This is a genomic window from Amycolatopsis sp. CB00013, from assembly GCF_001905755.1.
GTDB classification, from domain to species: domain Bacteria; phylum Actinomycetota; class Actinomycetes; order Mycobacteriales; family Pseudonocardiaceae; genus Amycolatopsis; species Amycolatopsis japonica.
The window spans coordinates 506,120-528,306 of sequence record NZ_LIWC01000006.1; the positions used below are offsets into that span (position 1 = coordinate 506,120).

Annotated in this window: 20 protein-coding genes; 9 read left to right on the forward strand and 11 right to left on the reverse strand. The window is 69.3% G+C overall.

Annotated features, from left to right (window positions below; genetic code table 11):
- The first annotated feature begins 86 nt into the window (after nt 1–86).
- Nucleotides 87–626 carry a PH domain-containing protein gene (locus AMK34_RS35975; protein WP_073848315.1) on the forward strand — a complete coding sequence of 180 codons (540 nt, stop codon included), beginning with the start codon at nt 87–89 and terminating at the stop codon, nt 624–626.
- Nucleotides 623–2,143, forward strand: a complete 1,521-nt coding sequence (locus AMK34_RS35980; RefSeq protein WP_073848316.1) for a PH domain-containing protein — start codon at nt 623–625, stop codon at nt 2,141–2,143. The genes AMK34_RS35975 and AMK34_RS35980 overlap by 4 nt, the downstream gene beginning before the upstream one ends.
- On the opposite strand, the gene AMK34_RS35985 is transcribed toward AMK34_RS35980, so the two are convergent.
- Nucleotides 2,134–3,042, reverse strand: coding sequence for an SDR family oxidoreductase (locus AMK34_RS35985; RefSeq protein WP_073848317.1), 909 nt, complete (start codon nt 3,040–3,042; stop codon nt 2,134–2,136). The two genes, AMK34_RS35980 and AMK34_RS35985, sit on opposite strands and share 10 nt — an antisense overlap.
- A gap of 111 nt (nt 3,043–3,153) precedes the next feature.
- Between AMK34_RS35985 and AMK34_RS35990 the strand changes: the two genes are divergently transcribed.
- Nucleotides 3,154–3,933: an IclR family transcriptional regulator gene (locus AMK34_RS35990; protein ID WP_038508814.1), complete on the forward strand. Its 780-nt coding sequence runs from the start codon at nt 3,154–3,156 to the stop codon at nt 3,931–3,933.
- A 41-nt stretch (nt 3,934–3,974) separates the two neighbouring features.
- Nucleotides 3,975–4,469: a GNAT family N-acetyltransferase gene (locus tag AMK34_RS35995; RefSeq protein ID WP_038508812.1), complete on the forward strand. Its 495-nt coding sequence runs from the start codon at nt 3,975–3,977 to the stop codon at nt 4,467–4,469.
- A 10-nt stretch (nt 4,470–4,479) separates the two neighbouring features.
- On the opposite strand, the gene AMK34_RS36000 is transcribed toward AMK34_RS35995, so the two are convergent.
- Nucleotides 4,480–5,832, reverse strand: a complete 1,353-nt coding sequence (locus AMK34_RS36000) for a flavin monoamine oxidase family protein (RefSeq protein WP_073848422.1) — start codon at nt 5,830–5,832, stop codon at nt 4,480–4,482.
- A gap of 60 nt (nt 5,833–5,892) precedes the next feature.
- Between AMK34_RS36000 and AMK34_RS36005 the strand changes: the two genes are divergently transcribed.
- The 3 genes from AMK34_RS36005 to AMK34_RS36015 all read left to right on the forward strand — a co-directional run bounded on the left by AMK34_RS36005 (nt 5,893) and on the right by AMK34_RS36015 (nt 7,213).
- The gene (locus tag AMK34_RS36005; protein WP_073848318.1) at nt 5,893–6,483 is read left to right on the forward strand and encodes a TetR/AcrR family transcriptional regulator; all 591 of its coding nucleotides are present in this window, start codon (nt 5,893–5,895) and stop codon (nt 6,481–6,483) included.
- 134 nt (nt 6,484–6,617) lie between these two features.
- Nucleotides 6,618–6,812, forward strand: a complete 195-nt coding sequence (locus AMK34_RS36010) for a hypothetical protein (protein WP_007028443.1) — start codon at nt 6,618–6,620, stop codon at nt 6,810–6,812.
- Nucleotides 6,791–7,213, forward strand: coding sequence for a VOC family protein (locus AMK34_RS36015; protein ID WP_038508810.1), 423 nt, complete (start codon nt 6,791–6,793; stop codon nt 7,211–7,213). The genes AMK34_RS36010 and AMK34_RS36015 overlap by 22 nt, the downstream gene beginning before the upstream one ends.
- Nucleotides 7,214–7,365: 152 nt before the next feature.
- Here AMK34_RS36015 and AMK34_RS36020 read toward each other — a convergent pair whose 3' ends face one another.
- The gene (locus AMK34_RS36020) at nt 7,366–8,637 is read right to left on the reverse strand and encodes an aminotransferase family protein (RefSeq protein WP_073848319.1); all 1,272 of its coding nucleotides are present in this window, start codon (nt 8,635–8,637) and stop codon (nt 7,366–7,368) included.
- A 216-nt stretch (nt 8,638–8,853) separates the two neighbouring features.
- Here AMK34_RS36020 and AMK34_RS36025 point away from each other — a divergent pair, with 216 nt between their 5' ends.
- Nucleotides 8,854–10,806: an NPCBM/NEW2 domain-containing protein gene (locus AMK34_RS36025; protein WP_073848320.1), complete on the forward strand. Its 1,953-nt coding sequence runs from the start codon at nt 8,854–8,856 to the stop codon at nt 10,804–10,806.
- A 173-nt stretch (nt 10,807–10,979) separates the two neighbouring features.
- Here the strand turns inward: AMK34_RS36025 and AMK34_RS36030 are convergent, their stop codons facing one another.
- The 8 genes from AMK34_RS36030 to AMK34_RS36065 are packed head-to-tail and all read right to left on the reverse strand — an operon-like array spanning nt 10,980 to nt 20,666.
- The gene (locus AMK34_RS36030; protein ID WP_073848321.1) at nt 10,980–11,675 is read right to left on the reverse strand and encodes a GntR family transcriptional regulator; all 696 of its coding nucleotides are present in this window, start codon (nt 11,673–11,675) and stop codon (nt 10,980–10,982) included.
- Between the two features lie 4 nt (nt 11,676–11,679).
- Nucleotides 11,680–12,465 carry an SDR family NAD(P)-dependent oxidoreductase gene (locus tag AMK34_RS36035; RefSeq protein ID WP_073848322.1) on the reverse strand — a complete coding sequence of 262 codons (786 nt, stop codon included), beginning with the start codon at nt 12,463–12,465 and terminating at the stop codon, nt 11,680–11,682.
- A gap of 2 nt (nt 12,466–12,467) precedes the next feature.
- Nucleotides 12,468–14,165 (reverse strand): hydantoinase B/oxoprolinase family protein, encoded by a 1,698-nt coding sequence (locus tag AMK34_RS36040; RefSeq protein WP_073848323.1) that lies wholly within the window; start codon nt 14,163–14,165, stop codon nt 12,468–12,470.
- Entirely contained in the window at nt 14,162–16,216 is a 2,055-nt protein-coding gene (locus tag AMK34_RS36045) for a hydantoinase/oxoprolinase family protein (protein WP_073848324.1), read from the reverse strand. Before AMK34_RS36045 ends, AMK34_RS36040 begins: the two co-directional genes overlap by 4 nt.
- A complete protein-coding gene (locus tag AMK34_RS36050; protein ID WP_073848325.1) occupies nt 16,213–17,844 on the reverse strand; it encodes a thiamine pyrophosphate-binding protein in 1,632 nt (543 codons plus the stop codon). The genes AMK34_RS36045 and AMK34_RS36050 overlap by 4 nt, the downstream gene beginning before the upstream one ends.
- A gap of 51 nt (nt 17,845–17,895) precedes the next feature.
- Entirely contained in the window at nt 17,896–18,519 is a 624-nt protein-coding gene (locus AMK34_RS36055) for a pyridoxamine 5'-phosphate oxidase family protein (protein WP_073848326.1), read from the reverse strand.
- Entirely contained in the window at nt 18,512–19,669 is a 1,158-nt protein-coding gene (locus tag AMK34_RS36060; RefSeq protein WP_073848327.1) for an NAD(P)/FAD-dependent oxidoreductase, read from the reverse strand. Before AMK34_RS36060 ends, AMK34_RS36055 begins: the two co-directional genes overlap by 8 nt.
- Nucleotides 19,653–20,666: a glutathione S-transferase family protein gene (locus AMK34_RS36065; RefSeq protein WP_073848328.1), complete on the reverse strand. Its 1,014-nt coding sequence runs from the start codon at nt 20,664–20,666 to the stop codon at nt 19,653–19,655. Before AMK34_RS36065 ends, AMK34_RS36060 begins: the two co-directional genes overlap by 17 nt.
- Nucleotides 20,667–20,762: 96 nt before the next feature.
- Between AMK34_RS36065 and AMK34_RS36070 the strand changes: the two genes are divergently transcribed.
- Complete coding sequence (locus tag AMK34_RS36070) at nt 20,763–22,139, forward strand: WS/DGAT/MGAT family O-acyltransferase (protein ID WP_038508792.1); 1,377 nt, start codon at nt 20,763–20,765, stop codon at nt 22,137–22,139.
- The last annotated feature ends 48 nt before the right edge of the window (nt 22,140–22,187 follow it).

The window sequence follows — 22,187 nt, forward strand, 5'->3', positions numbered from 1 at the left end:
GCGTGCAACCGTCTACGGGTGGCAACGCCCCGATAGGGGGTATCCATTCCGCCGGCCGTGGCCGAAATCCTATCGGTCCGTGACAGGTGTCGTGGGCGGTCCGCGTCGAGGTGGTGCAGGGTGGAGGGGTGACGGAAGAGATCCTCGGCCTACGCCCGCCCGCCAATCGGGTGAGCAGGCGCGCCATCGGCTACTGGACGGTGTGGGCCGCGGTCGGCTGGGTGATCCTCGTCGCGGCGCAAGCCGTGTTCGTGTTCACGAGCGACGACGCGCCGACGTGGCTCACGGTGACGCTGACGATCTCGTGCGTGCTCGCACCCCTGCATCTGCTGGTCATGCCGCAGTGGCGGTACCGGATCCACCGCTGGGAGGTCACCGGCGAGGCCGTGTACACCCAGGAGGGCTGGCTCAAACAGGACTGGCGGATCGCGCCGATCTCGCGAATCCAGACCGTCGACATCGAACGCGACCCGGTCGAGCAGCTGTTCCGGCTGGCGAAGATCACCGTGACGACGGCGTCGGCCGCGGGCCCGGTCAAGATCTCCGGTCTCGACCACACCCAGGCACTCGCGCTGGCCGCGGAGCTCACCAGGACCACGCAGGCCACGCCGGGTGACGCGACATGAGCACGGAGGCACCACCGGACACCGACGTCGGCCAGTGGCATCGGCTCGACCGGCGGATGCTGCTGATCCGCCCCGTCCTCGACGTCGTCAAATCGCTGCCGGTGCTGATCGGCACGGTGATCCTCGGCCGGGGCAACGGCTGGGAATGGTTCGGGCTGGGCGTCACCGCGCTGACCGTGTTCGTCGGTGTCTCGCACGTGCTCACGTCGCGGTACCGCGTCGCGGACGGCCAGGTGGAATGGACCACGGGGCTGTTGCTGCGGAAGCATCGCGCGATCCCGCTGGACCGGATCCGCACGGTCGACGTCACGTCGGAACCGAAGCACCGTTTGTTCTCCCTCAGCGCCGTGCGCATCGGCACCGGACGGCATTCCGTGGCACAGGGCTCGGGCGGCGACCAGCTGGTGCTCGACGCCGTCAGCCAGACCGAGGCGCACCGGCTGCGCACGGTTCTGTTGCACCGCAAGGAGATCTCTCCGGAAGCCGAGGCGGCACCCCAGGAGCAGGTCGTGGCGGAGGTCGACCGGAAGTGGGTGCGGTACGCGCCGTTCACGCTGTCCGGGCTCGCCGTGGTGGGCGCGGTGTTCGCCGCGGTCTGGCATTTCGCGCACCAGCTGGACATCGCCCCGGAGAACGTCGGACCGCTGCGGGATCTCCTGGACGATCTGGCGAACACGGCGCTGTGGCTGATCGTGGTCGTCGCGGCGGTCGGCCTGCTCGTGGTCGTCTCGCTGCTGTCCGTCGGCGGCTACGTGCTCTCGTTCTGGAACTTCAAGCTCACCAGGGAATCCGAGGGCACCCTGCACGTCCGGCGCGGGCTGATCACCACGCGTTCGGTGTCCATCGAAGAAGAACGGCTTCGCGGCGTCGAGGTGAAGGAGCCGCTGCCGTTGCGGATCGCGGGCGGCGCGCGGCTCACCGCGATCGCGGGCGGGCTACGCGAAGGCAAGGGCGGGGACAAGGGTGGTGGCCTCCTGCTCCCGCCCGCGCCCGTCGGACGGGTCCACGAGGTCGCCGCCGAGGTGCTGCGCGAGAACTTCGACCCGGCCACCGTGCCGCTGAACCGGCATCCGCGACGGGCGCTGACGAGGCGGCTCACCCGCGCGGTCGGTGGCGTGCTGCTGCTCACGGCGGCGTTGTTCGGGCTGGCGTGGATCGATTTCCTGCCGTCGTGGATGTGGCAGGCCGCGCTCGGCCTGGTGCCGTTCGCCGCGCTGGTGGGCTGGGACCGCTACCGCAACCTCGGCCACGCGATCGTCGGGCGGTATCTGGTCAGCCGGTCCGGTTCGCTCGCGCGGGCGACGGTGGCGATCCGGCGTGAAGGCGTCACCGGCATCGTCGTCAGCCGCTCGTTCTTCCAGCGCCGCGCCGGATTGATCACCGTGACGGCCCCGATCGCGGCGGGCAGGGGCGGCTATCAGGTGGTCGACGTCGGCGAATCGGCCGGGCTGGCGATGGCGGAGCGCGCCGCGCCCGGCCTGCTCACGCCTTTCCTTCGCCGTGATGCTCAGCGATAGCCGGTGACGTCCGCGGGCAGACCGGGGTCCTGGACTTCGACGAGATAGCGCCAGCAGTCGGGCCTGCTGCCGTCGAGGTCGGTGAATCCGTATTCCTTCGCCAATTCGCCACTGGACATCGATTTCCCGTTCCAGCGGGCGACTTCCGCGTCACCGGCCAGCGCCGCGACCGCCCTGCCGACGAACGCGGGGCTTTCAGAAATGGCGAAGTGCGGTTGCACCTTCGTCGCGTCACGCCAATTCTCTTCCGTCACCCGATAAGCGTCGAGCATCGCTTCGGAACGCAACCAGCCCGGCGTGACGGCCACCGCGGTACCGCCATGCGGTGCCAATTCGTGCCCGAGTGCGAACGCCATCCGGTTCACCGCGGTCTTGGCGAGATCGTAGAAGAACGAAACGCGGTAGTTCTCCGAGTTGTACTCGGTGGTGCCGTCGTTGACCTCGACGACCAGCGCGCCCGGATTCCTGATCATGAGCGGAAGCGCGAAATGACTGGTGATCGCATGCGTGTCGACGGCGAGCCGCAGCGTCCGCAGCCCGACGTCCAAAGTGGACTCCCAGACCGTCTTGTCCCATTCGATGGGCGCGCCGTAGATATCGTTCACCAGCACGTGCAACGCGCCCTGTTCGGCGTCGATCCGTTCCACCAGTTCGCGGACCTGGTCCGCCTCCAAATGGTCCACACCGATCGCGATCCCGCGCCCGCCCGCCTCGTCGACGAGCGCCGCCGTCTCCTCGATCGTCTCCGGGCGATTCATTTCCGATCGCCGGGAACCGGTACTGCGGCCGGTCACGTAAACGGTCGCGCCCGCGGCACCCAGCTGGACCGCTATTCCCCGACCGGCCCCGCGAGTCGCCCCGGCGACCAACGCGATCTTGCCCGCCAATGGCTTTTCCATGGTCCGAACCTAGCAAGAAGTCCGCTTGTTCGTGGACCAAAGTCCCTGGTCCGCAATTCACACAATGTGCTACTTTCTTGACTCTTCGTGATTCTCCGGCGAGAGGTCGAGATGACGCCTGCCGCACGATCCCTGGACAGCACCGCCCCGCCGAAACGCACCCCCGGCGCCAGCAGTTCACGCAAGGTACTGCAGCTGCTGCTCTCCTTTTCCGAACGCCGCTGGGACGCGAGCGTCGCCGAACTGGCCGCGAGGATCGGCACCCCGGTCGCCACGACGTACCGCTATGTGGCGCTGCTGAAGGAACTCCAGCTCCTGGAGGAGGGCAAGACGGGGCGCTATCACGTGACGAGCCAGGTGATGCCGCTCGCGCGGGCCGCGCAACTGGCCAACGATCTCGCCCGCCTCGCCCGGCCGTCGATGGAGGAGGCGGCCCGCGACCTCGGCGAGACGGTGCTGCTGTTCCAGCATTTCGGCGATTCCGCGGTCTGCGCGGACCGGGTCGAATGCGAACGCGCGATGCGGTTCACCTTCCAGCCGGGGCATTCCGTCCCGCTCGGCACCGGTGCGTCGGGCAAGATGCTGCTCGCCATGCTGCCGGAGGGCGAACGCGAAAGACGGCTTTCGTCGATCGTCCAGCGCCGCGGCCCGAGTGTGCGGGAAGAGGTCAAACGCGCCGGGGCGAACCGGTATTCGGTGAGCTGGGGCGAACTGGACGACGGCGTCTGGTCGTGTTCGGTGCCGATCCCGAGCACCGGGCACCGGCCCGCGGTGCTCACCTTGGCCGCCCCCGCGACCCGGATCGGCGACGACGCGAAACGGGCCGCCATCGTCGCGCTCCAGTCGTACGCGAGCCGGATCCATCGCGCCGTTTCGTCGTTCTCGCTGTAAATGACAGGCGGCCGCTCACCCCGGCGGGTACAACTCGATCCGTGATCCGACTCGCCACAACCGAAGACCTGCCCGCCCTCCAGGACATCGAACGCGCCGCGGGCGAACCGTTCCGCGCGCTCGGCATGGCCGCGATCGCCGACGACGATCCGCCGTCGATCGCGGACCTCACGGCCTTCCAGCGCGACGGCCGGGCCTGGGTCTGGGACGCCGGCGACGGCCCGGTGGCGTACCTGCTCGCCGAGGTCGTCGACGGCCACGGTCACATCGAGCAGGTGTCCGTCCATCCCGATCACGCGCGCCGGGGTCTCGGGCGGCGGCTGATCGAGCACGCCGCGGAGTGGGCCTCGCGAGAAGGCCTCGCCGGACTGACGCTGACGACGTACGCCGAGGTGCCGTGGAACGCGCCGTACTACGCCCGGCTCGGCTTCACGACACTCGACGAAGAGAGCCTCACGGAGGGCCTTCGGGCCGTCCGCGCCCACGAAATCGCCCGCGGCCTGGACGCGTGGCCGCGGGTGACCATGCGGCGGTGACCATCGCGGCTCATCCGGGCGCGGAGGCGATTTCGCGGGCGACGCGATGCCCGGATTCGGCGGCGCCGTCGATGTAACCCGCCCAGCGCGTGGCGGTTTCGGTGCCCGCCCAGTGCAACGGCCCGACCGGCGTGCGCAAGGCCGGACCGAAACGGGTGAGGGTGCCGGGTGTGGTGAACGCGCCGTAGCAGCCGCGGCTGAACTCCTCCTCCGCCCAGTCACGTTCCAGGTACGCGATCGGCCTCCTGGCCCGTGGCCCGAAATACCCGGCGAGGTCGTCGAGGACCAGGGCGCGGCGGTCCGCGGGGTCCAGCCGCGCGCCGGCGTCGGCGTGCCGCCCTTCGAGGAAGCCGACGAGCACCGCGGGCGATCCGCCGTGCGGAGTGTTGTCGAACACCGTGCCCAGCGAGCGACGGTCGCTGTTCGCCTGACCGCTCAACCCTTTTTCGCGCCAGAAAGGCTCGTCGTAGACGATGTTGACCTTGATCGCCCGTCCCATCGGCATACGCTGGACGAGTTGGTCGCGATCGCCGGGCAGGCCGGGGGTGAACCGCAGGCGCGCCGCGAGCGTCGGTGGCACCGCGACCACGGCGTGGCGGGCGCGGACGGTCGTGGCGCCCGCCCGTACCCGGACTCCCGAGCTCTCCCAGTCGATGTCGGTCACCGCCGCGCCGAGGACGACGCGGTCACCGAGTTCGTCGGCGAGCGCGAGCGCGATGCGCTGCGTACCGCCGACGACCCGGTCCTGCTGTGCGCCGCCCGCCGTGTCGATCATCGAGTCCAGCCCGCCTCCGGCGCCGAGATAGCAGGCCACCCACAACGCGGAAAGATCCTCGGGCTCGGCGGAGAACAACGCCTCGGTGATCACCCGGAAGAACGACCGTCCCGCCGAGGTGCGGGCGGTCCGCCGCAGCCAGGTCGCCAGGGTCTGGCCGTCCAGTTCCGCTGCCCGCTTCGCCAGCCACGGCTCCGCCGTCGGCACCTGTCGCGCCAGGCGGTCCAGCCGTAGCTGAGTCTGGCCGATGTCGGCCAGTGCCACGGGTCCCAGGCGCGGGATCCGGCCCGTGTACTCGGCCCGGCGCCCGGCGAACTCGGCGATGCGCCTGCCCGTGTCATACGTGGGATAGGTGCTCAGTCCCAGCTCGCCGATCAGCGCGAGCACCTCGTGCTGCCCCGGCCCCACCCACTGGCCGCCCACCTCGATGGGGCCGCCGCCGGGGAGCTCGTCGTTCAGCAGCCTGCCGCCCACTCGGTCACGTGCCTCCAGCACCAGCACCTCGGCCCCGGTCCGGGCGAGATCACGTGCGGCGACCAGGCCCGCGATCCCCGCTCCGATCACCACGACATCCACCGACCGCTCCATCGCCACCACCTTCATACAACGTGTATCTGACATTCGGAGTGTATGTGATAGTCATGACGAATGGAATCGGTGCGCGTGAAGTACGCGGAACACACCCGCCAGGCCTTGTTCGACACCGGCCTGCGCCTGTTCGCCGAACACGAGTACGCGAGCCTCTCCGCGGAGGAGCTCGTCCGCGCCGCGGGCCTGACGCGCGGGGCGCTGTACCACCACTTCGACGGCAAACGCGGACTGTTCGAGGCGGTCGTGGACGAGCTGGAACACCGGGCGGCGGGCCGCATCCGGACCGCGATCGCCTCGTCCGAGGACCCGGTCGAGCGCACCGAACGCGGAGTCACGGAATTCCTGGCCGTCTGCGCCGAGCCCCGGTACCGCCACGTCGTGCTCTTGCAGGGGCCGATCGCGCTCGGCTGGCGCCGATGGCGCGAACTCGATCAGAAGCATCTGGGCGGCCTGGTCGACGACACGGTCCAGGCGATGCTCGCCACCTCTCGGATCCGGCCGCATCCAGCCAAGCTGGTCGCGGCCGCCTTCTACGGAGCACTGACCGAGCTGGCACTGGTCGTCGCCGAGACCGACGATCCCGACCAGGCGCGAGCACAGGCCGCGGAACTGGTTCACGACCTGATCGCCGGTTTGACCACCCGCTGAAACGCCACGACCACCCGGCGCTGACCCGCGCGGGGGGTTGGGTTGGCGACGACTGTCGAACATGTGTTCTACTGTCCGCGCCGGTCCCGGAGGGGGAAGCTCCGCGGGCCGGCACCGGACTTCAGGAGGCATGGATGGCGGTCAAGATCACCCATCTCACCAACGGGCAGCAGGTGCGCTTCGCGAACGCGGACGGCGCCCGTCGCTACGCCGAGATCATCGGCGGCGGGGTCGACAAATGGCGATTCACCGTGGTCAGCGGGCATGAGCGCCCGGAATTGTCGGGGCGGGTCGTTAATGTGCCGGTATGGCGTATGACTTCCAGGTGACCGTGGACTCCGCTCGACCGCACGACCTCGCCGACTGGTGGGCCGAGATGCTCGGCTGGCAGGTCGAGGGGAGCAACGAGGAGTTCATCCGCGAGATGGTCGCCAAGGGGTATGCCCCGGAAGAGGCGACGACCACGCACAACGGTGTCCTGGTGTGGAAGGACGGCGCGGCGATCGTCCATCCCGAGACGAAGCAGCGGTTCCTCTTCCAGCTGGTGCCGGAGGGGAAGACGGTCAAGAACCGCCTGCACCTCGACATCCGGATGGGGGCGGACAAGATCGAGGCCGAGCTCGAGCGGCTGACCGCGCGCGGTGCGACGTTCCTGCACCGCGGCAAGCAGGGTCCCGCCGAGTGGATCACGATCGCCGACCCGGAAGGCAACGAACTCTGCCTCTCCTGAGGCGGGCCCACGAGGGCCCGCCACTGGGGGTGTCATGAAGGGACCTGGTCCCGTCGGCTGTGCCCTTCATGACCGAGCGCGCGGCCCTCGTGCGCGGCTCGTGAGTGGTAAGGACGGGTTCCAACCGTCCTTACCACTCACGAGGCTTTCGCTTAGGCGAGCTTGTCCAGTGCGCGCGGCAAGGCCGTCGCGAGCAGGTCGAGTTCGGTCTCCCCGGCGATCAGCGGCGGCGACACCGCGATCCCCTTGGCCAGGTTCCGCACGAGGACGCCTTCGTCCCGCGCCAACCGCTGCAGCCGGTTCGCCGCGCCGGGGTTCGCCGCGACGATGTCCGCTTTCAGTTCGACCGCGCCGAGGAAGCCCAACCCGGCCCGGACCTCCTCGACAAGCGGATGCGAGGCCAGCCCGGAAAGCGCGTCCGCCAGCGGCTTCTCCAGTTCCCGCCCGCGCGGGATGAGCCCGTCGCGCTCGTAGAGGTCCAGCGTCGCGTTCCCCGCGGCGCAGGCCACCGGATGCCCGGCGTAGGTCGCGCCGTGCCGCAGCACCGGCGCACCGGGCGCGCCGGTGAAGAACGGCTCTGCCACCCGCGGCGCGACGACCAGCGCGCCCAGCGGGATCGTCCCGCCGGTGATGCCCTTCGCGGTCGTGATCATGTCCGGTTTCACCGCCCACCGGTCGATCCCGAACCAGGTGCCCAGCCGCCCGAACGCGGCGATCACGCAGTCCGCGACGAACAGCACGTCGTGTTTGCGGCAGATCTCGGCGACCGTCTCGATGTACCCGTCCGGCGGAAGCAGGACGCCGCCCGCGCCGATCACCGGTTCGCAGAAGAAGGCCGCGACCCGCTCCGCGCCGACCCGCAGGATCTCCGCTTCGAGCGCTTCGGCGCTGTCGTAGGGCACGTGCGAGATGTCGCCGGGCAGCGGCCCGAAGCCCGCCGCGTTGGCCGCGATGCCGCCGACGGCCGTGCCGAAACCGTGTGTGCCGTGGTACCCCTGCACCCGGCCGATGACGTGCACCTTCTCCGGCCGCCCGGTATGGGCGAAGTACGAACGGGCGATCTTGACCGCGGTGTCGATGACGTCACCGCCGCCCGATCCGAAGAAGACCTTCGAACCCGGTTCGGGCGCGAGCGCGGACACGCGCTCGGCGAGCTTCAGCGCGGGTTCGTTGGCGTTGTAGCCGAACAGGTTGTACGAATCGAGCGTCCGCAACTGGTCCGCGACGGCCTGCGCGATCTCCTCGCGCCCGTGCCCGAAGTTCGCGTACCAGAGTGACGCCGTCGCGTCGAAATACCGCTTGTCCTCGTCGTCCCAGACGTAGGAACCCTCACCGCGGGTGATGACGAGCCGGTCGCCGTCGACCGCTCCCATGTCCGCGAAGGGGTGCCACAGCGGATTGCGCGCGGACGCCGACGAAACCATGATCTTCCTCCTCGTGCTCGTGCCCCCATCCTCACCCGGATCCGGCCGGGACGCGAACACTCCATCGTGCACAGTTCGCGCTCCGGACCTGTCCGGCTTGTCGCGGCGGCCGCCGGTGAATCTCCAACACCATCCCTTCGGCCCTTGACCGGCGGCGAGCGATCCTGTTGTTTGATGAGTGAGTTTGTTCAAAGTTGAGCATTCTGGGAGGAACTTATGCGTCGTCTCGCCGGCACGCTCGTCGCCGCCTGCACGCTCACCGCCCTCTGCGTCGTTCCGGCGGCGACCGCCGCCGAGAGCCCGCCACCGGTCGCGACCCCGCCGATGGGGTGGAACAGCTGGAACAAGTTCGGCTGCGACATCACCGAAGAGCTGATCCGGGAGACCGCGGACGCGATGGTCTCGTCCGGGATGAAGGCGGCGGGCTACCAGTACGTCAACATCGACGACTGCTGGGCCGAGAAGAACCGCACCCCCGACGGGAAGTACGCACCACACCGGACGCGCTTTCCCAGTGGTATCAAGGCATTGGCCGACTACGTGCACGGGAAGGGCCTGAAACTCGGCATCTACACCAGCGCCGGCACGGAAACCTGCGCGCGGACCATGCCCGGTTCGCTCGACCACGAAGAGGTCGACGCGCAGACGTTCGCGGACTGGGGAGTCGACTACCTCAAATACGACAACTGCCACAACCAGGGCCGACCCGCGCTGGAGCGGTACACGAAAATGGGCGAGGCACTGAAGAAGACCGGCCGCCCGATCGTCTACGCCCTGTGCGAATGGGGTGAGAACAAGCCGTGGGAGTGGGGCAAGAGCGCGGGGGCGCAGTTGTGGCGCACCACCGGCGACATCAGCGACTCCTGGTCGAGTATGACCAATCTCCTCGACCAGCAGGTCGGCCTGGAAGGCTATGCCGGGCCGGGCGGTTGGAACGATCCGGACATGCTCGAAGTGGGCAACGGCGGCATGACCGACACGGAATACCGCTCCCACTTCGCGCTCTGGTCGTTGCTCAACGCGCCGCTGCTGGCGGGCAACGACCTGCGCTCGATGTCCGAGGCGACCAAGAAGATCTTGATGAACAAGGATCTTCTCGCGGTCGACCAGGACTGGGGCGGCAAGCAGGGCCGCAAGATCCGCGACGACGGTGACACCGAGGTCTGGGCCAAACCGATGTCCGACGGCTCGAACGTCGTCGTGCTGTTCAACCGCGGCGGCGCCCCGGCGACCCTGTCCGCCACCGCCGCCGAGATCGGCGCCCCCGCGGCGTCGGGCTACCGGGTCCGGGATCTGTGGACCGGCGCGGAAACCGAATCCGCCGGTACCTTGCGTGCCGGGCTGCCGAGCCACGGCTCCGCGGTGTTCCGTGTCTGGCCGTCGAACCAGCCGAATGCCGCGCCGCATACGACGCTTTCCTTGGCCTCACCCGAATACGCGGCCGTCGACAAGCCGTTCACCACGACGCTGCGGGTGTTCAACGACGGCCGGACCCCGGTCCGGTCGGGCGTGGTGAAGCTGGCGGTCGGCGCGGGCTGGAAGCCCGACGGTGCCACCGAAGCACGCGTTCCCGCTGTCGCGCCGGGGAAGTCGTGGGAACGAACGTGGACGGTGCGGCCGTCGTCCCCCGGCGGCGACCGGGTCGAGGTCTCCGGCCGGTTCGGCTACCGGACGTCCTGGGGTGCGCGATCGTTGTCCGCGGACGGAAGCGCTCCCGTCGTGAAACCGCCCGCCGCCGGGACGAACGCGCTGTCGAAGGCGGTGTTCATGACGGCGGACAACGGCTACGGCCCGGTGGAACGCGGGACCAGCAACGGTGAATCGAAAGCGGGCGACGGCCATCGCATGAGCATCGGCGGGGTGACCTACGACGACGGGCTGGGTGTCCACGCGCCGTCGAAGGTCCGGGTCTACCTCGGCGGCGGATGCGCGTCGTTCACGTCGTCCGTCGGGGTCGACGACGAGAAGGCCGGCGGCAGTGTGGCCTTCGAGGTCGTCGGCGACGGCAAGCGGCTGGTGAACACCGGCGTGCTCAAGCGCGGCCAGGCGGCCGAGAAGCTTTCCGTGCCGCTGAACGGGGTTCAGGTGCTCGATCTGGTCGTCACGGACGGCGGCGACGGGGTCGACTCCGACCACGCGGACTGGGCGGGCGCCACGCTGCACTGCTAAAGCTCGCTCCTGCGGTACATGAAGGACCCCTTCATTGCGCTAGACGCAGTGAAGGGGTCCTTCATGTACTTGGGGAAGGCGTGAATGCCAGCCTTGGCCCCCTACGCGTGCTAGGAAAGGACCGTTCCTTGCAAATTTTGCAAGGAACGGTCCTTTCCTAGCGTTCCTGCCGCTCACGCCTCCCGGCGCTCATAAGCGGCCAGAAGCTGCTTCTCCGCCTCTCGCAAGTACTTCTCCAACGCGGTCTCGGCGGGCCCGAAGCGACCTCGCTCCAGGTCCCGCAGGATCCGTTCGTGCCGCTCCAGGAACGGCTCGAAGAACGCGCGCGTGTTCTCGGCCAGCACGAAGAACAGCCGCGTCTCCGCCAGCACCTGACGCATCGTCGTGCTGACCCGCTCGCTGCCCGCCAGATCGCCCACCGCCTGGTGGAACGCGATGCTCGCGGTCCCGACGGCCTGCCAGTCGCCTTCGTCGGCCGCGGCACGGCCGTCCCGAACGGCGGCCGCGACGGCCGAAAGATCCCCAGTGGACAGTTCCGACGCGCGCCGCAGCGCACCGCATTCGGTGACCCGCCGCATCACGTACAGATCCGAGATGTCCTGCGCGGTCAGCTCGCGGACGAACACGCCGCGGTTGAGTTCGTGCACCGCGAGCCGTTCGTGCGCCAGCAGCTGGAAAGACTCGCGCAGGGTGTTGCGCGAGACGCCCAGCGCGGCGCTGATCGACGGTTCGGAAAGCCTCGACCCCGGCGGGAAGACACCTTCGGTGATGCGCTGACGCAGGATCTCGGCGACCCGTTCCGCGGTCCCGCTTCGTTCGAGCAAGGGTCTGTCGCGGGCCAGCGTCTCCTCGGCGGCAGATGTGGACACGGCGTTACCTGACGCCGAGTTCGAAGTCGAGACTGTACCGGTTGCCGGGCATGGCACCGGCGGCCTTCGCGCCGTCGATCGGGAGCGCGACCCCGTTGACAAACCGGGATTCGTCGCTCGCCAGGAAGACCACGGCCTTCGCGACCTCCCATGCCTCGCCGACCCGGCCCGCGGGCGTGCTCGCGACCAGCTGGTGTTGTTTGGCCTCGAAGTCCTCCGGCGACGCGAGCGTGCCGCGCAGCATGTCAGTGTCGATCGCGCCCGGGTTGACCGTGTTCGCCCGGATCCCCTGGTGCGCGTGCGCGACCGCGATCGATTTCATCATGCCGACCAGCGCGTGCTTGGTGGCGTTGTACACCGGGTCGCCGGGGCGGCCCATCACGCCGCCGTTGGACGACGTCGTGACGATGCTGCCCGCCTTGTTCGCGATCATCTGCGGCAGCACCGCCCGCGTGCCGAGGAAGGCGGCCCGCACGTTCAGCGCGAAGATGTTGTCGAATTCCGCCAACGTCGTGTCGGCCAAGGGTTTCCCGAGGTGGATGCCGACGTTGTTGAACAGCACGTCGACCCGGCCGGTTTCGGCGACCACGCCGCGCACGAACTCGTCGACCTGTCCTTCGTCGGTCGCGTCCACAAGGGAGTGTCGCGCCCCTTCGACGGATTCCGCGGGCTCGCGGATGTCGCTGGAGAACACGGTCGCGCCCTCGGCGACGAACTCCTTCACGGTGGCGAGCCCGATACCCCTCGCTCCCCCGAAGACCACCGCGACCTTGCCTGCCAGCCGACCCATGCTCATTTCCTCCCTCGCGACGAAACCGCTGTGTAATCCTCCGGAAGACGCACCAGCGCCTCAGGATCCCCGTGATAGGTGACCTCGACGCCGTACAGTTCGCGCGCCGCTTCCACCGAGATGTAGCCGTCGACGACGTCGGCGAGCACGGCCCCCGGATCCCGTTCGAAGGGATCGCCGTAACCGCCGCCGCCCGGCAGGTCCACGTTCACCACGTCGTCCGGCCGCAGGTTTACCCGGCTCTTCGACGGCAGGGCGCCGCGGGCCAGCTCGAACCGGCCGGCCGCCCCGTCGTGCCCGGAGTCCACACCGGACGCCGGACGACGCACCCGGTCGACGTTCCCGTTGACACTCCACGAGATCTCGCCACGGGCGGCCATGGTCGTGCACTGGCCGAGGCCGCCGCGCCACTTCCCGGCGCCGCCCGAGTCCATGCGCAGCACCCGTTCCCGCTGGATCAGCGGAGCCATCGTCTCGATGACCTCCGTCGGCGTCGAGCGCAGGCCGCTCGGGAAACCGGTGGTACTGAGACCATCCTTTGTGGACCGCGCGCCGATCCCGCCGGTCTGAAAGACGTTGAGCATGAACTCGCGGCCTTCGGCGTCGGTACCGCGCCAGATCGTCATCCATAGCGCGTCCGCGCTGTGCGCCAAGGCGTTGCAGGGCAAGGCGGTCATCAGCAGCGACGGCAGGAAATGCCCGATCAGATGCCGCGACGCGACTGGCGCGGGCGGCAGGCAGTTGAGCACCGATCCCTCCGGCGCGGTGACGTGCACCGGCCGGAAAGAGCCCGCGTTGTGCGGCACTTCCGGTGAAATGGCCGCCTTGACCGCGAACGAAGCGTACGCCCTGGTGTAGTTCAAAACGACGTTGATCCCGCGGCGGCTCTGCGGTGACGATCCCGCGAAGTCGAGGTGGATGTCCTCACCGTCGATGGTCACCGCGACCTTCAGGACGACTTCCTCGTCATCGAAGCCGTCTGTCGCCAATTCGCTGGTGTACGTGCCGTCCGGCAGTTTCGCCAGCGCGTCGCGCAGTGCGCGTTCGGAGCGGTTCATGATCTCCGCGGCGACTTCGTCCAGCGAATCGAGGCCGAATTCCTCCAGCAGCCGCACCAGGCTGGCGGCGCCGACCTCGTTCCCGGTGACCTGGGCGTACAGATCGCCGATGGTCTCCTCCGGGGTACGGACGTTCGCGCGGATCAGCAGTTCGAGATCCGCGTTGACCTCGCCCGCGCGGAGGAACTTCATGATCGGCAGGCGCAGTCCCTCTTCGAAGACCTCGTGCGCCTCGGCCGAGACCAGCCGTCCGCCGATGTCCGGGGCGTGGCAACAGGAAGCGAACCAAGCGACCAGCCTGCCCCGCAGGAACACCGGCGTCGCGACGGTGATGTCGTTGATCTGCCCGGCGGTCTGCCACGGATCGTTGGTGAGCAGGACGTCGCCCGGCACCAAGGTCTCCGGCGGGTACGCGGCGACGAAGTGGTGCATCCCGGTCGCCATCGCGTTGATGTGGCCGGGGGTGCCGCCGACGGACTGGCCGATCATCTCGCCGCGCGAGTCGAACACCGCACAGGCGAGGTCGAGCGACTCCCGCACCACGGAGGAGAACGCCGTGTTGACGAGCGCGTTCTGCTGTTCGGCCAGGATGGAGTGCAGCCGGTTTCCCAGCAATCCCACCAGAATCGGGTCGACGCTCATACCGTCACCGCCAGACTGGCGTCTTCGCCGACGACACAGCGAGCCCCGGGCGGAACGACCACAGTGGACTCTCGTTCCTCCACGATGGCCGGACCGTCGACACGATCGCCCGGCTTGAGCCGGTACCGGTCGAACACCGCCGAGTCGACAAATCCACCTTCGGCGGGGAAGTAGGCCGGGCGGCTCCCCTTGCGCGCGTCGCCCTCGACCTCGGCGCCCGCGAGTTTCAGTGTGACCTCGGGCGCCGGCCCGCTGGAGACGACCCGCCAGTTGAGCACCTCGATGGCGACGTCCGGCCCGGTCCGCCGGTACAACGTCCGATAGGTCTCGGTGAACGCGCCGATGAGCGACTCCGGCCAGTTCCCTTGCTCGACCGGCACGCGGACCTCGTAGCCCTGCCCGGAGTACCGCATCTCGGCGATCCGGCGATGCGTCACACTGTCCACACCGGACTTCTCCAGTAGTTCCGCACCCTCGGCCTCCATCTCGGCGAACAACGCGTCGACCTGCTCCCAGGAGAGATCGAGCACCGCCGAACGCGCCGAACGGACGAAGTCGAACGCCAGTGGCGCGGTGAGGAATCCCGCCGCGCTCAGCACCCCGGCGGCGGGCGGCGCGACCACCTCGGGTGCGCCGAGCGCCCGCGCCACGCCGACACCGTGCACCGGTCCGGCGCCGCCGAAGGTGAACATCGGCAGCTTCGCCGGATCCTTGCCGCGCTCGACGGCGTGGACGCGCGCGGCGTTGGCCATGTCCTCGTTGACACTGGTGTGGATGCCCCAAGCGGCCTCCTCGACGCTGACGCCGAGCGGTTCCGCGATCTTCGAGCGGATCGCCTCGCGTGCGCCCTCGGCGTCCAGAGTCATTCCGCCACCGAGGAAGTATCCCGGGTCCAGGTAGCCGAGCACGAGGTCGGCGTCGGTCACGGTCGGCTCGGTGCCGCCTCGGGCGTAGCAGACCGGGCCGGGCTCGGAACCCGCCGAATCCGGGCCGACGGTAAGCAGGCCGAGCGCGTCGATACGCGCGATCGAGCCGCCGCCGACGCCGATCTCGATCATGTCGGTGACCGGCACCTTGACCGGCAGCCCGGATCCCGGCAGCAGCCGGTACTTCCGGTCCACTTCGAACTCGTGCGTCACCAGCGGGGCGCCGCCGGAGATCATGCACAGTTTCGCCGTCGTGCCACCCATGTCGAAGGCCAGCAGATCCTCGACACCGGCCGCGGCGCCGATCGCGGACGCGGCCAGCGCGCCACCCGCCGGGCCGGATTCGAGGATGCGGATCGGATAGCGGGCGGCGGTGTCGACGGTCGCGATCCCACCGTTGGACAGCATGATGTGCGGCGACGGCCGCACCCCTGCCTCGTGCAGACGCCGTTCCAGGTCGCGCAGATAGCGCTCGGTGAGGTCCTGGACATAGACGTTCGCGACCGTGGTGGACGCGCGTTCGAACTCGCGGATCTCGGGGACGACCTCGCTCGACAGAGCGACCCGCAACCGCGGCGCCACCTCCTTGAGCACCTCGGCGGCGCGGCGTTCGTGCGCGGGATTCGTGAAGGCGTGCAGGAAACAGATCGCCACCGCGTCGATGCCACGGGCGTCGAGCTCTCGGCCGAGCCGTGCGACGTACTCCTCATCCAGTCCTGTGTGGACGGTTCCGTCGGCGAGGATCCGCTCGGGGACGTCGAACCGCAGATGACGCGGGACCAACGGGGCGGGGAGTTCGATGAGCAGGTCGTACAACTCGTAGCGATGCTCGCGGCGCATCTCCAGCACGTCACGGAAACCGGCGGTCGCGAGCAACGCGGTGCGCGCTCCCTTGCGCTCGATCAGCGCGTTCGTGACCAGCGTGGTGCCGTGCACGAACTGCTCGACGTCGCGCGCGGCCAACCCGGCGTCCGCGAGTGTCCTTTTGAGACCTTCCTCGACCGCGCGGGCGGGCTCGTCGTGGGTGGTCAGCACTTTGCCGACGGCGACGACCCCGGTTTCGTCGAGCACGCAGAGATCGGTGAACGTACCGCCGATGTCCACGCCGACCCGGAGCCCGGTCACGGGGATTCCTTGCGGTACCAGCGTGGCGAGGTGTTGAGCGGCGGCGCCATTCTCGCGCGGACGACCAGCACGTTCGGCTCGTCGGACTCGACGAACTCGCCGAGCAGCCGCCGGAACGCCCGCCCGAACCCCGAGACGCGATCCGCGTGCACGCCGAAAGACCTTGCCAGGCCGACGAAATCGGGGCTGTCCCAGTCGACGCCGCGCCGCGGCAGCCCGGCACGATCCTGGTCGTAGCGGAGCATCCCGTACCCGCCGTCGTCGACGACGATCGTCGTGACCGGCAACTGTTCCTGCGCCAGCGTGTGGAGATCACCGCAGCCGAAGAGGAAGCCGCCGTCACCGGTGACACAGATCGCGCGTCCGCCACCCGCGGCGGCGGCACCGAGCGCCGCGGGGAAACCGTAGCCGAGCGTGCCCCAGCCCATCGGATACGCGAGCTTGCGCGGTGCGCGGACCCGATGGAACCCGCCGATCCAATACCCGGCCACGCACATGTCCGCGACCACGACCGCGTCGGCCGGCAGCACTTCGTCCAAAGTGGACAGAAGGTCGGCGGCCTGCGGCTCTTCTTCCTTGATCCGCTGCCGGACCCGGGCGGAGACCTTGGCGAGCCTGCCGACGAGCGCCGCGATCCCGGACCGTTCCTCGACCTTCAACGCCTCGACGAGCACGCGGGCGTCGCCGACCAGCGTGATGTCCGGCTGGTAGTTCTTGGCCGCGTCGTCGGGGTCGACGTTGATCGCGATGAGCTTCTTCGGCTGCGGCATCAGCCAGTTCTGGGTCATCAGCCCGTCGAAGTCGGTGCCGATGGCGAGGACGACGTCGGCCTCGTCCCACAGCGCGCCGACCTCGGGCGCGTGCACCGGGTTCGGGGCGAGACAAGGATGATCGACCGACAGGAGCCCGCGGGCGCCGAACGTGGTGAGCACCGGCGCGGCCAGCCGTTCGGCGAGTTTCCCGATCGCCTCGCCCGCCTCGGCGCGCAACGCACCGCCGCCCGCCCAGATCAGCGGCCGGTCGGCGGCGGCGAGCAGGGCTTCGGCCTCGCTGAGATCCGGGATCTCCGACGGCCGGGCGTGCGAACGCGGCGGACGGCGCGCGGGCGTCCGCTCGGACAGGAAGTCGGTGGGGATGCCGAGGTAGACCGGCCCGCTCTGCGGCTGGAGCGCGAGCCGGGCCGCGCGGTGGAGGGTGGCGGCGACCTGGTCGGCGCTCGTGACGGTGAACCCGGCCTTGGTGACCGGCGCGAACATCGCCTGCTGATCCGACGTCTCGTGCAGGACACCGCGGACCACGCCGGGCCGCCGCAGCGTGGAGGGGATGTCGGTCGCGATGATCAGCACCGGCGCCGCCGACGCCATGGCCTCACCGACCGCGGCGAGCGTGTTCGCCGCGCCCGGTCCGGTGGTCACCAGCGCGACCCCGAGCTTGCCCGTGGCGCGGGCGTACCCGTCGGCCGCGTACCCGGCCGTCTGCTCGTGCCGGACCCCGACGAGCCGGATGTCCGTGTCGGCCAGCGCCTCCCATAACGGCAGGTTGTGCACCCCGGGGAGACCGAAGACGACTTCGGTCCCCAGAGCGGTCAGCGCGTCGACGAAATGCTGGGCTCCGGTGGGTGCAGGCACCCCGCCGATAGTGCCAGATCGTTCAACGATCCAGCAACCAGCCGCTGCGCGTCAGTACAGACCGGCCGAGTACGCGGCAGGGTCGTAGTACGCCTCGAGGTCGGCCATGCTCTCCTCCGGCCGCTCGAAGGTCTTCGCGATCGCCGCCCGCGACGGCATCGCGTCGGGCGTCCAGCTCTCCGGCGACCACAGCTTCGACCGCATGAACGCCTTCTGGCAGTGGTGGAAGATCTCGTCGATGTCGACGACCAGCGCGAGCTTCGGCCTGCTGCCCTTCACGATCATGTCGTCGAAGAACGGCGCCTCCCGCACGAGCCGCGCGCGGCCGTTGATCCGCAGCGTGTCACCACGGCCCGGGATGAGATAGATCAGCCCGACGTGCGGATTCGACAACACGTTGTGGAACCCGTCGGCGCGCCGGTTGCCCGGCCGCTCCGGGATGGCGATCCGCGTGTCGTCCAGCACCAGCGTGAACCCGGCCGGGTCGCCCTTCGGCGAAACGTCGCAGGTGCCGTCTGCCGCCGAGGTCGCGATCAGCACGAACGGCGACTCCGCGAGCCACTGCCGGTCCATCTCGTGCAGCTTCGGGCGCGCCTTGTTCGCGGTCCGCTCTAGCGGCGGCGGCAGGATTTCGCGCAGCTCGGCCTCGGTGGTGACTTCGACGAACTCAGACAATGTTGTGCTCCCTCGTCACGGCCCGGTCGCCGGCGAACCGGCGGACGTCGAGCCCGGTGATGTCGATGGCCGGGACCCGCCCCAGGTAGAGGTCCCGCACCAGCTCCCCCACGGCCGGGCCCATCTGGAACCCGTGTCCCGAAAACCCCGTCGCGTAGAAGAACCGTGACAGGTGGACGCTTTCCCCCACGATCTGGTTGCGGTCGGGGGTCACCTCGTACAGCCCGGCCCAGCCGCCGCGGATCCCGGCGCCGAGCACGGCGGGCACCCGGCGCGCGGCGATTTCGGCGAGTTTCGGCAGCCACTCGCCCGGCTGATAGCGGGTGTCGAAGCCGGGGTCGCCGTCACCGTCGCAGAAGGACATCGCCAGGCCGGGGCCCTCGCGGTGGAAGTAGAACGCCGAGGGCATCTCGATGGTCAGCGGCACTCGCCCGGGCAGATCCGCGACCGGGCCGGTGAACACGACCTGCCGCCGGTACGGCCGCACCGGGAGGTCGACACCGGCCAGCTCGCCGATCCGTCCCGACCACGCGCCCGCGGCGCAGACCACCGCGTCCGTCCGCACGAAACCGGCCGAGGTCCGGACGCCGGTGATCTCGTCGCCGTCGCGGTCGATCCCGACGACCTCGACGCCGGTCCGCAGCACCGCGCCGTGCCCGCGGGCCGCCCGCGCGTAGCCCTGGACCGCGGAGTCCGGAGTCGCCTTGGCGTCGTCCGGCGACCACAGCGCCGCGACCACGCCTTCGGTGTCGATCAGCGGGGAGAACCGCCGCGCTTCGGCGGGCTCGACGAGACGGCTGCGGACGCCGTAGGAGTTCTGCAGTTCGGCGCAGCGCTCGAACTCGGGCAGGTCGGCGGGGTCGGTGACCAGGTACAGGTAGCCGTCGCGGCGGAAGTCGATCTCGGTCCCGTACGTCTCGGCGAAGGACGCGTACTCGGCCAGTCCGCGCAGCCCGATCTCGATGTTGACCCGGGTGGTGAACGACGACCGGATCCCGCCCGCCGCCTTCGCCGTCGAGCCCGCACCGAGGGTGTGGCGTTCGAGCAGCAGCACCGAGACCCCGGCGGCGGCGAGCCGGTACGCGCAGGCGACCCCGATGATGCCGCCGCCGATCACGACGACGTCGGTGCGTTCAGGCAGTGACTCCATCCGTGTCCCCGATCCGTTCGTCCTCGGGCGGCGGTCCCGGCGGCGTGCCGTCACCGAACGGGCGCCCGCCCAGCTGCTCCCGGTGATGCGGCGTCGTCCAGCCGGACAGGTCCGGTCCCAAGGGGACGATCCGCGTCGGGTTCACCTGCTCGTGCACCGCGTAGTAGTGCCGCTTGATGTGGTCGAAGTCGACGGTGTCACCGAAGCCCGGCGTTTGGAAGAGGTCGCGGGCGTAGGCCCACAGCACCGGCAGCTCGGCCAGCTTGCTCCGGTTGCATTTGAAGTGCCCGTGGTAGACGGCGTCGAAGCGGACGAGCGTGGTGAACAACCGGATGTCCGCTTCGGTGATCGTGTCACCGACGAGGTAGCGCTGCTTTTCGAGCCGTTCGGAAAGCACGTCCAGCATGGTGAAGAGGCGGGTGTAGGCGTCCTCGTACGCGGCCTGCTTGGTCGCGAAACCGGCTTGGTACACGGCTGCGTTGACGTCGGCGTAGACCCCCGCGTTGACGTCGTCGATCTCGCCGCGCAGTCGCTCTGGGTAGAGGTCGGGCGCGCCGGGCCGGTGGAGGCTGGTCCATTCGGTGGACAGATCGAGGGTGATCTGGGGATAGTCGTTACTCACCAGCCGTTTGCTCGGAATGTCCACAATGGCCGGAACGCTGATCCCGCCCATGTAGTGCGGATCGGCCGCGTGATACGCCTCCGCGAGGTACTTGATCCCGAGTACCGGATCCCGGTCGCCGGGATCGAGGGTGAACCGCCAGCTCTTGTCGTCCTGGATCGGGTCGGCCACGGCCACGCTCAGCGCGGATTCGAGACCGAGCAACCGCCGGACGACCAGCCCGCGGCTCGCCCAGGGACAGGCCCGGCTGACCACCAGCCGGTATCTCCCCGCCTCCACCGGCCAGCCGTCGCGGCCGTCGGCGGTGACACGCGCGTCGAAATGGTTGGCGGACCGACGGAACTCACCCGTCTGCGGATCGGTCGGGATCGTCATGTGAGCCACCCTAAAGCGTGAGATGGTGGTTTCGGTGTGCGTAGACTCTGGCACCCGGCGTGTTCGCACGCCGCCGCGCGGAAGGTGGTCCCGACGATGCCGTTCATGCCCGTGACCGATTCGATGTTCCTTCTCGTGGAGACTCGCGAACATCCGATGCACGTCGGCGGTCTGCAGTTGTTCAAGAAACCCGAGGGCGCCGGTCCCGACTATCTTCGCGACATCCGCAAGAGCATGCTCGAGTCCGACAACATGCGCTCGGTGTTCCGGCGCCGTCCCGCCCGGCCGGTCAACACCGCCGGCCACCTCGCCTGGTCGACCGACACCGAACTCGAACTCGACTACCACTTCCGCCATTCCGCGCTGCCCCAGCCCGGCCGCGTCCGCGAACTGCTGGAGCTGACCGGACGCTGGCACAGCACCCTGCTCGACCGGCACCGCCCGCTGTGGGAGATCCACCTGGTCGAGGGTCTGCAGGACGGCCGGTTCGCGATCTACAGCAAGATCCACCACGCGCTGATGGACGGTGTCTCGGCGCTGCGGCATCTGCAGGGCACGCTGTCGGACGACCCGGCCGACCTCGACTGCCCGCCGCCGTGGGGGCGGCGCGCCAAACCGGACGGCGGCCGCAACGGCAAGGCGTCGCCCTCGATGCTCAGCACCTTCGGCAAGACCGTCAACCAGCTCGCCGGTATCGCGCCCGCCGCGATGAAGGTGGCACGGGAAGCGTTCCAGGAACACACGCTCACGCTGCCGGCGCAGGCGCCGAAGACGATGCTGAACGTGCCGATCGGCGGGGCCCGGCGGTTCGCCGCGCAGTCGTGGTCGCTGGACCGGGTGCGCAAGGTGGCGACCGCCGCCGGGGTGTCGCGCAACGACGTCGTCCTCGCGATGTGCTCGGGCGCACTGCGGGACTACCTGATCGAACAGAACGCGCTCCCCGACGCACCGCTCACCGCGATGGTCCCGGTTTCCTTGCGGCGCAAGGACAGTGGGGACGCGGCGGGGAACAACATCGGCGCGCTGCTGTGCAACCTCGCCACCCATCTGACCGATCCGGCCGCGCGGCTCGCGACGATCAACGCGTCCATGCGGAACGGCAAGAAGCTCTTCTCGGAGCTGACCCCGCTGCAGACGCTGCTGCTGTCCGGGATCAACGTCGCCCAGCTCGGCGTGTCCCCGATCCCCGGTTTCGTGAACAACACGAAACCGCCGTTCAACCTGGTGATCTCCAACGTGCCGGGGCCGCGCAAGCAGATGTACTGGAACGGCGCGTCGCTCGACGGCATCTATCCGGCGTCGGTACTGCTGGACGGGCAGGCGCTGAACATCACGCTGACCAGCAACGGCGACAACCTGGACTTCGGGGTCACCGGCTGCCGCCGCAGCGTGCCGCATCTGCAGCGCATCCTGACCCATCTGGACACCGCGCTCGCCGAACTGGAACACGCGGTCTCCCTGCCCCGCGTTTAGTCCTCTGGATGCGGTGGACCACCGCATCCAGAGGACTGAACGCGCCGG

What these genes read in the sequence shown, in the direction of transcription:
- AMK34_RS35980 (WP_073848316.1), top strand. Translation starts at nt 623, where the DNA reads ATGAGCACGGAGGCACCACCGGACACCGACGTCGGCCAGTGGCATCGG.
- AMK34_RS35985 (WP_073848317.1), bottom strand. Translation starts at nt 3,042, where the DNA reads ATGGAAAAGCCATTGGCGGGCAAGATCGCGTTGGTCGCCGGGGCGACT.
- AMK34_RS35990 (WP_038508814.1), top strand. Translation starts at nt 3,154, where the DNA reads ATGACGCCTGCCGCACGATCCCTGGACAGCACCGCCCCGCCGAAACGC.
- AMK34_RS36000 (WP_073848422.1), bottom strand. Translation starts at nt 5,832, where the DNA reads ATGGAGCGGTCGGTGGATGTCGTGGTGATCGGAGCGGGGATCGCGGGC.
- AMK34_RS36005 (WP_073848318.1), top strand. Translation starts at nt 5,893, where the DNA reads ATGGAATCGGTGCGCGTGAAGTACGCGGAACACACCCGCCAGGCCTTG.
- AMK34_RS36010 (WP_007028443.1), top strand. Translation starts at nt 6,618, where the DNA reads ATGGCGGTCAAGATCACCCATCTCACCAACGGGCAGCAGGTGCGCTTC.
- AMK34_RS36015 (WP_038508810.1), top strand. Translation starts at nt 6,791, where the DNA reads ATGGCGTATGACTTCCAGGTGACCGTGGACTCCGCTCGACCGCACGAC.
- AMK34_RS36020 (WP_073848319.1), bottom strand. Translation starts at nt 8,637, where the DNA reads ATGGTTTCGTCGGCGTCCGCGCGCAATCCGCTGTGGCACCCCTTCGCG.
- AMK34_RS36025 (WP_073848320.1), top strand. Translation starts at nt 8,854, where the DNA reads ATGCGTCGTCTCGCCGGCACGCTCGTCGCCGCCTGCACGCTCACCGCC.
- AMK34_RS36035 (WP_073848322.1), bottom strand. Translation starts at nt 12,465, where the DNA reads ATGGGTCGGCTGGCAGGCAAGGTCGCGGTGGTCTTCGGGGGAGCGAGG.
- AMK34_RS36040 (WP_073848323.1), bottom strand. Translation starts at nt 14,165, where the DNA reads ATGAGCGTCGACCCGATTCTGGTGGGATTGCTGGGAAACCGGCTGCAC.
- AMK34_RS36060 (WP_073848327.1), bottom strand. Translation starts at nt 19,669, where the DNA reads ATGGAGTCACTGCCTGAACGCACCGACGTCGTCGTGATCGGCGGCGGC.
- AMK34_RS36065 (WP_073848328.1), bottom strand. Translation starts at nt 20,666, where the DNA reads ATGACGATCCCGACCGATCCGCAGACGGGTGAGTTCCGTCGGTCCGCC.
- AMK34_RS36070 (WP_038508792.1), top strand. Translation starts at nt 20,763, where the DNA reads ATGCCGTTCATGCCCGTGACCGATTCGATGTTCCTTCTCGTGGAGACT.